We start from the raw sequence: 5,652 nt of genomic DNA, 5'->3' as shown, positions 1-5,652 counted from the left end.
AAAAAGGTGGTGGATGTGATACCCACACCGGGTACCACATCCACCACCATGAAATTATAGGCCGGCGGTAACCTACTCTCCCACACCCTCCCAGGTGCAGTACCATCAGCGCGGGCGGGCTTAGCTAACCGGGTTCGGAAAGGGACCGGGCGTTTCCCCGCCGCCATCAACCACCGACACGACCAAAAACGTGCCAACAAGATCATTGATCACAACGACAATATTCACATATCAGCACAAGCACATGTTGTGCCAGACACTGCACAGTGGACGCAAACACTCTTTACACGGAAGAACACTCAAACATTTGACCATAACCACGTTCACCAACAAGGTGGTTGTTTTAGTCTCGGCATATTAGTACCAGTCACCTCCACACCTTACAATGCTTCCAGATCCGGCCTATCAACCCCATCATCTCTAGGGAACCTCAAACGAAACCTCATCTCAAAACAGGCTTCCCGCTTAGATGCTTTCAGCGGTTATCCCTCCCGTACGTAGCCAACCAGCCCTGCTCCTGGCGGAACAACTGGCACACCAGAGGTACGTCCGTCCCGGTCCTCTCGTACTAGGGACAGCCTTCTTCAAGTTTCAACGCGCGCGGCGGATAGAGACCGAACTGTCTCACGACGTTCTGAACCCAGCTCGCGTGCCGCTTTAATGGGCGAACAGCCCAACCCTTGGGACCTACTCCAGCCCCAGGATGCGACGAGCCGACATCGAGGTGCCAAACCATCCCGTCGATATGGACTCTTGGGGAAGATCAGCCTGTTATCCCCGGGGTACCTTTTATCCGTTGAGCGACACCACATCCACAAGTAGGTGCCGGATCACTAGTCCCGACTTTCGTCCCTGCTCGACTTGTAAGTCTCACAGTCAAGCTCCCTTGTGCACTTACACTCACCACCTGATTGCCAACCAGGCTGAGGGAACCTTTGGGCGCCTCCGTTACATTTTGGGAGGCAACCGCCCCAGTTAAACTACCCACCAGGCACTGTCCCCAACCCAGATCATGGGCCAAGGTTAGACATCCACTACGGTCAGAGTGGTATTTCAACAACGACTCCACAATCACTAGCGTGACCACTTCACAGTCTCCCACCTATCCTACACAAACCGCACCGAATACCAATACCAAGCTATAGTGAAGGTCCCGGGGTCTTTTCGTCCTGCCGCGCGAAACGAGCATCTTTACTCGTACTGCAATTTCACCGGGCCTGTGGTTGAGACAGCAGGGGAGTCGTTACGCCATTCGTGCAGGTCGGAACTTACCCGACAAGGAATTTCGCTACCTTAGGATGGTTATAGTTACCACCGCCGTTTACTGGGGCTTAAATTCTCCGCTTCGGGCCAAAGCCCTAACAGGTCCTCTTAACCTTCCAGCACCGGGCAGGCGTCAGTCCGTATACATCAACTTAACCGTCTTCGCACGGACCTGTGTTTTTGATAAACAGTCGCTCCCCTCTATTCTCTGCGACCCCCACCAGCAACACACCGAAACAGTATGCAACCAGCAAGGGCCCCCCTTCTCCCGAAGTTACGGGGGCAATTTGCCGAATTCCTTAACCACAGTTCACCCGACCGCCTTAGTATTCTCTACCTGACCACCTGTGTCGGTTTCGGGTACGGGCCATACACACACATCGCTAGAGGCTTTTCTCGACAGTACAGGATCACCACCATCACCCAACAAAAGGGCTACGCATCACGCCTCACACATAAAATCGACCGCATTTGACAAGTCGACGTGCCACACGCTTACACCAAGAATATCCAACACTTGGCGCGGCTACCTCACTGCGTCACCCCATCACTGAACTACCACGGATCAGGCCCCACGCATCACCAACAACCACACACCACAAGTGGTGCGCATGTTACCAGTTCAGGGTGGTTAGTATCACCGCTTCATCCTTTGTCGCGTGCATACGGGTACGGGAATATCAACCCGTTAACCATCGACTACGCCTGTCGGCCTCGCCTTAGGACCCGACTCACCCTGGGAAGACGAACTTGACCCAGGAACCCTTAGTCATCCAGCGGATACGATTCTCACGTATCTCTCGTTACTCATGCCTGCATTCTCACTCGCACACAGTCCACCACCCCTTACAGTATGGCTTCACCCCATGCACGACGCTCCCCTACCCAAACAACAAACGTTGCTTGCCGCGGCTTCGGCGGTGTACTTGAGCCCCACTACATTGTCGGCGCAGAACCACTCGACCAGTGAGCTATTACGCACTCTTTCAAGGATGGCTGCTTCTAAGCCAACCTCCTGGCTGTCTTCGCGATCCCACATCCTTTTCCACTTAGTACACCCTTAGGGGCCTTAACCGGCGATCTGGGCTGTTTCCCTCTCGACTATGAAGCTTATCCCCCACAGTCTCACTGCTATAGAACATTAAACCGGCATTCGGAGTTTGGCTGATGTTGCTAAGATGATAGTCCCGCTCAACCAACCAGTAGCTCTACCTCCGGCAAACTACTATAACGCTGCACCTAAATGCATTTCGGGGAGAACCAGCTATCACGGAGTTTGATTGGCCTTTCACCCCTACCCACAACTCATCCCCTCAGTTTTCAACCTAAGTGGGTTCGCGCCTCCACAACCTCTTACAGCTGCTTCACACTGGCCATGGGTAGATCACCCCGCTTCGGGTCCAGGACATGCCACTCACACACCCAATTAGGATTCGCTTTCGCTACGACTACCCCACACGGGTTAACCTCGCGACATGCCGCTGACTCGCAGGCTCATTCTTCAAAAGGCACGCCATCACACCCATGAGGTGCTCTGACGGATTGTAAGCGCACGGTTTCAGGAACTCTTTCACTCCCCTCCCGGGGTACTTTTCACCATTCCCTCACGGTACTATCCACTATCGGTCACACTTAGTATTTAGGCTTACCGGGTGGTCCCGGCAGATTCACAGCAGATTCCACGAGCCCGCTGCTACTCGGGCACACAATCACCACAACACGACACGCCTTCACGTACAGGGGCTCTCACCCTCTCCGGCACACCATCCCAGGTGACTTCCGCTAACACGCCGCATCACGGGGGTACATGGCAGCATACCCACGATCATCGCCCACAACACCACACGCGCAACCCCTGCCAGGTATCACACACGCATGGTTTAGCCTCATCCACGTTCGCTCGCCACTACTAGCGGAATCACAATTGTTTTCTTCTCCTACGGGTACTAAGATGTTTCACTTCCCCGCGTAACCCCCACACAGACTATACATTCATCTGCAGGTAACACTCCATAACAAGTGCCAGGTTTCCCCATTCGGACATCCTCGGATCAACGCTTTGTTGGCAACTCCCCGAGGCATAACGCAGCCTCACACGTCCTTCATCGGCTAAGCATGCCAAGGCATCCACCGTACGCCCTTGTAACAAAACAACAACACACAACAAAAACAAACAAACAAACAACCACCACACCAACAAGGCACAGCAATCATCTATCTGTCAGGCAAACTTACAATCAAAAAATTCTTCCACAAGAATAAAGATGCTCGCGTCCACTATACAGTTCTCACACAACACACCCCACACACCAACCACCAACCAAACCAGTCGACAGTCACCATGCAGAATCATCAAGACAACACACATTGCTGCCTCAGACACCCAACAGTGCACCAACACACAACAACATATTTTTCCGATTACACAACAATCACGCACGCACGCCACCACCACAACAACAACACACTGACGCATCATTGCCTGTAGCTGGTGTGTCTCCACCCGGAAACAACATTGGCAGCCACACACTTGGTGACTCAACCAACAAACAACAGCCCACAACTGTGAGCCACAATAAAATAAACTCCTTAGAAAGGAGGTGATCCAGCCGCACCTTCCGGTACGGCTACCTTGTTACGACTTCGTCCCAATCGCCGATCCCACCTTCGACAGCTCCCATGACAGGCCACTGGCTTCGGGTGTTACCAACTTTCATGACGTGACGGGCGGTGTGTACAAGGCCCGGGAACGTATTCACCGCAGCGTTGCTGATCTGCGATTACTAGCGACTCCGACTTCATGGGGTCGAGTTGCAGACCCCAATCCGAACTAAGGCCGGCTTTGTGCGATTAGCATCCCCTCACAAGGTAGCAAACGCGCTGTACCGACCATTGTAGCATGTGTGAAGCCCTGGACATAAGGGGCATGATGATTTGACGTCATCCCCACCTTCCTCCGAGTTAACCCCGGCAGTCTCTCATGAGTCCCCACCATCACGTGCTGGCAACATAAGACAAGGGTTGCGCTCGTTGCGGGACTTAACCCAACATCTCACGACACGAGCTGACGACAACCATGCACCACCTGTATAGCGACCACAAGGGAAACCACATCTCTGCGGCGATCCGCTACATGTCAAGCCCAGGTAAGGTTCTTCGCGTTGCATCGAATTAATCCACATGCTCCGCCGCTTGTGCGGGCCCCCGTCAATTCCTTTGAGTTTTAGCCTTGCGGCCGTACTCCCCAGGCGGGGCGCTTAATGCGTTAGCTACGGCACGAACCCCGTGGAAGGGACTCACACCTAGCGCCCACCGTTTACGGCATGGACTACCAGGGTATCTAATCCTGTTCGCTACCCATGCTTTCGCTCCTCAGCGTCAGTTACTGCCCAGAGACCTGCCTTCGCCATCGGTGTTCCTCCTGATATCTGCGCATTCCACCGCTACACCAGGAATTCCAGTCTCCCCTACAGCACTCAAGTTATGCCCGTATCGCCTGCAGTCCCACAGTTAAGCTGTGGACTTACACAAACGACGCGACAAACCACCTACGAGCTCTTTACGCCCAGTAATTCCGGACAACGCTCGCACCCTACGTATTACCGCGGCTGCTGGCACGTAGTTAGCCGGTGCTTCTTCTCCAGGTACCGTCACAAAAACGCTTCGTCCCTAGCGAAAGGAGTTTACAACCCGAAGGCCTTCATCCCCCACGCGGCGTCGCTGCATCAGGCTTGCGCCCATTGTGCAATATTCCCCACTGCTGCCTCCCGTAGGAGTCTGGGCCGTATCTCAGTCCCAATGTGGCCGTACACCCTCTCAGGCCGGCTACCCGTCGACGCCTTGGTAGGCCATTACCCCACCAACAAGCTGATAGGCCGCGAGCTCATCCCATACCGCAAAAGCTTTCCACAACAATATCCAAAAAGTTGTCCTATCCGGTATTAGACCCAGTTTCCCAAGCTTATCCCGAAGTACAGGGCAGATCACCCACGTGTTACTCACCCGTTCGCCACTCGAGTACCCCTGCAAGCAGGAGCCTTTCCGTTCGACTTGCATGTGTTAAGCACGCCGCCAGCGTTCATCCTGAGCCAGGATCAAACTCTCCACAAAAACTATTTCAGAAAGAAACAAGGCCGTGAAAAGCCCGAAAACCTAACCAAAAACAAACCAACCACCAAGCAACAACCAAAAACAGTCACCACTTAATGGACTGGCAAAATCCTAAAATTACTAAAAATAAAGTACAAACAACCGGTCCCAACCCGACGGGGCACAACAGGACCAGTCACAACCACATCAACAAAACAGTCAACATGACCATGCATCTGCACCAAAACTAGCGACACCCAATCATAGGTTCAAGCATCACCACCGGCACACACCACAAAC

Annotated in this window: 3 rRNA genes; all 3 read right to left on the bottom strand. The window is 53.4% G+C overall.

Features of this window, described 5'->3' with window-relative positions:
• Positions 1 to 59 precede the first annotated feature (59 nt).
• Positions 60 to 178 (bottom strand): 5S ribosomal RNA (gene rrf, locus BJP08_RS06805).
• 158 nt (positions 179 to 336) lie between these two features.
• Positions 337 to 3,417, bottom strand: a 23S ribosomal RNA gene (locus BJP08_RS06800).
• A 439-nt stretch (positions 3,418 to 3,856) separates the two neighbouring features.
• Positions 3,857 to 5,373, bottom strand: a 16S ribosomal RNA gene (locus tag BJP08_RS06795).
• The 16S, 23S and 5S rRNA genes sit together here, the layout of an rRNA operon.
• Positions 5,374 to 5,652: the final 279 nt, after the last annotated feature.

The organism is Corynebacterium sp. NML140438 (assembly GCF_001875725.1).
Classification (GTDB): Bacteria; Actinomycetota; Actinomycetes; order Mycobacteriales; family Mycobacteriaceae; genus Corynebacterium.
The sequence above is the reverse complement of the archived record's forward strand: the minus strand, read 5'-3'. Positions and strand labels throughout refer to the sequence as shown.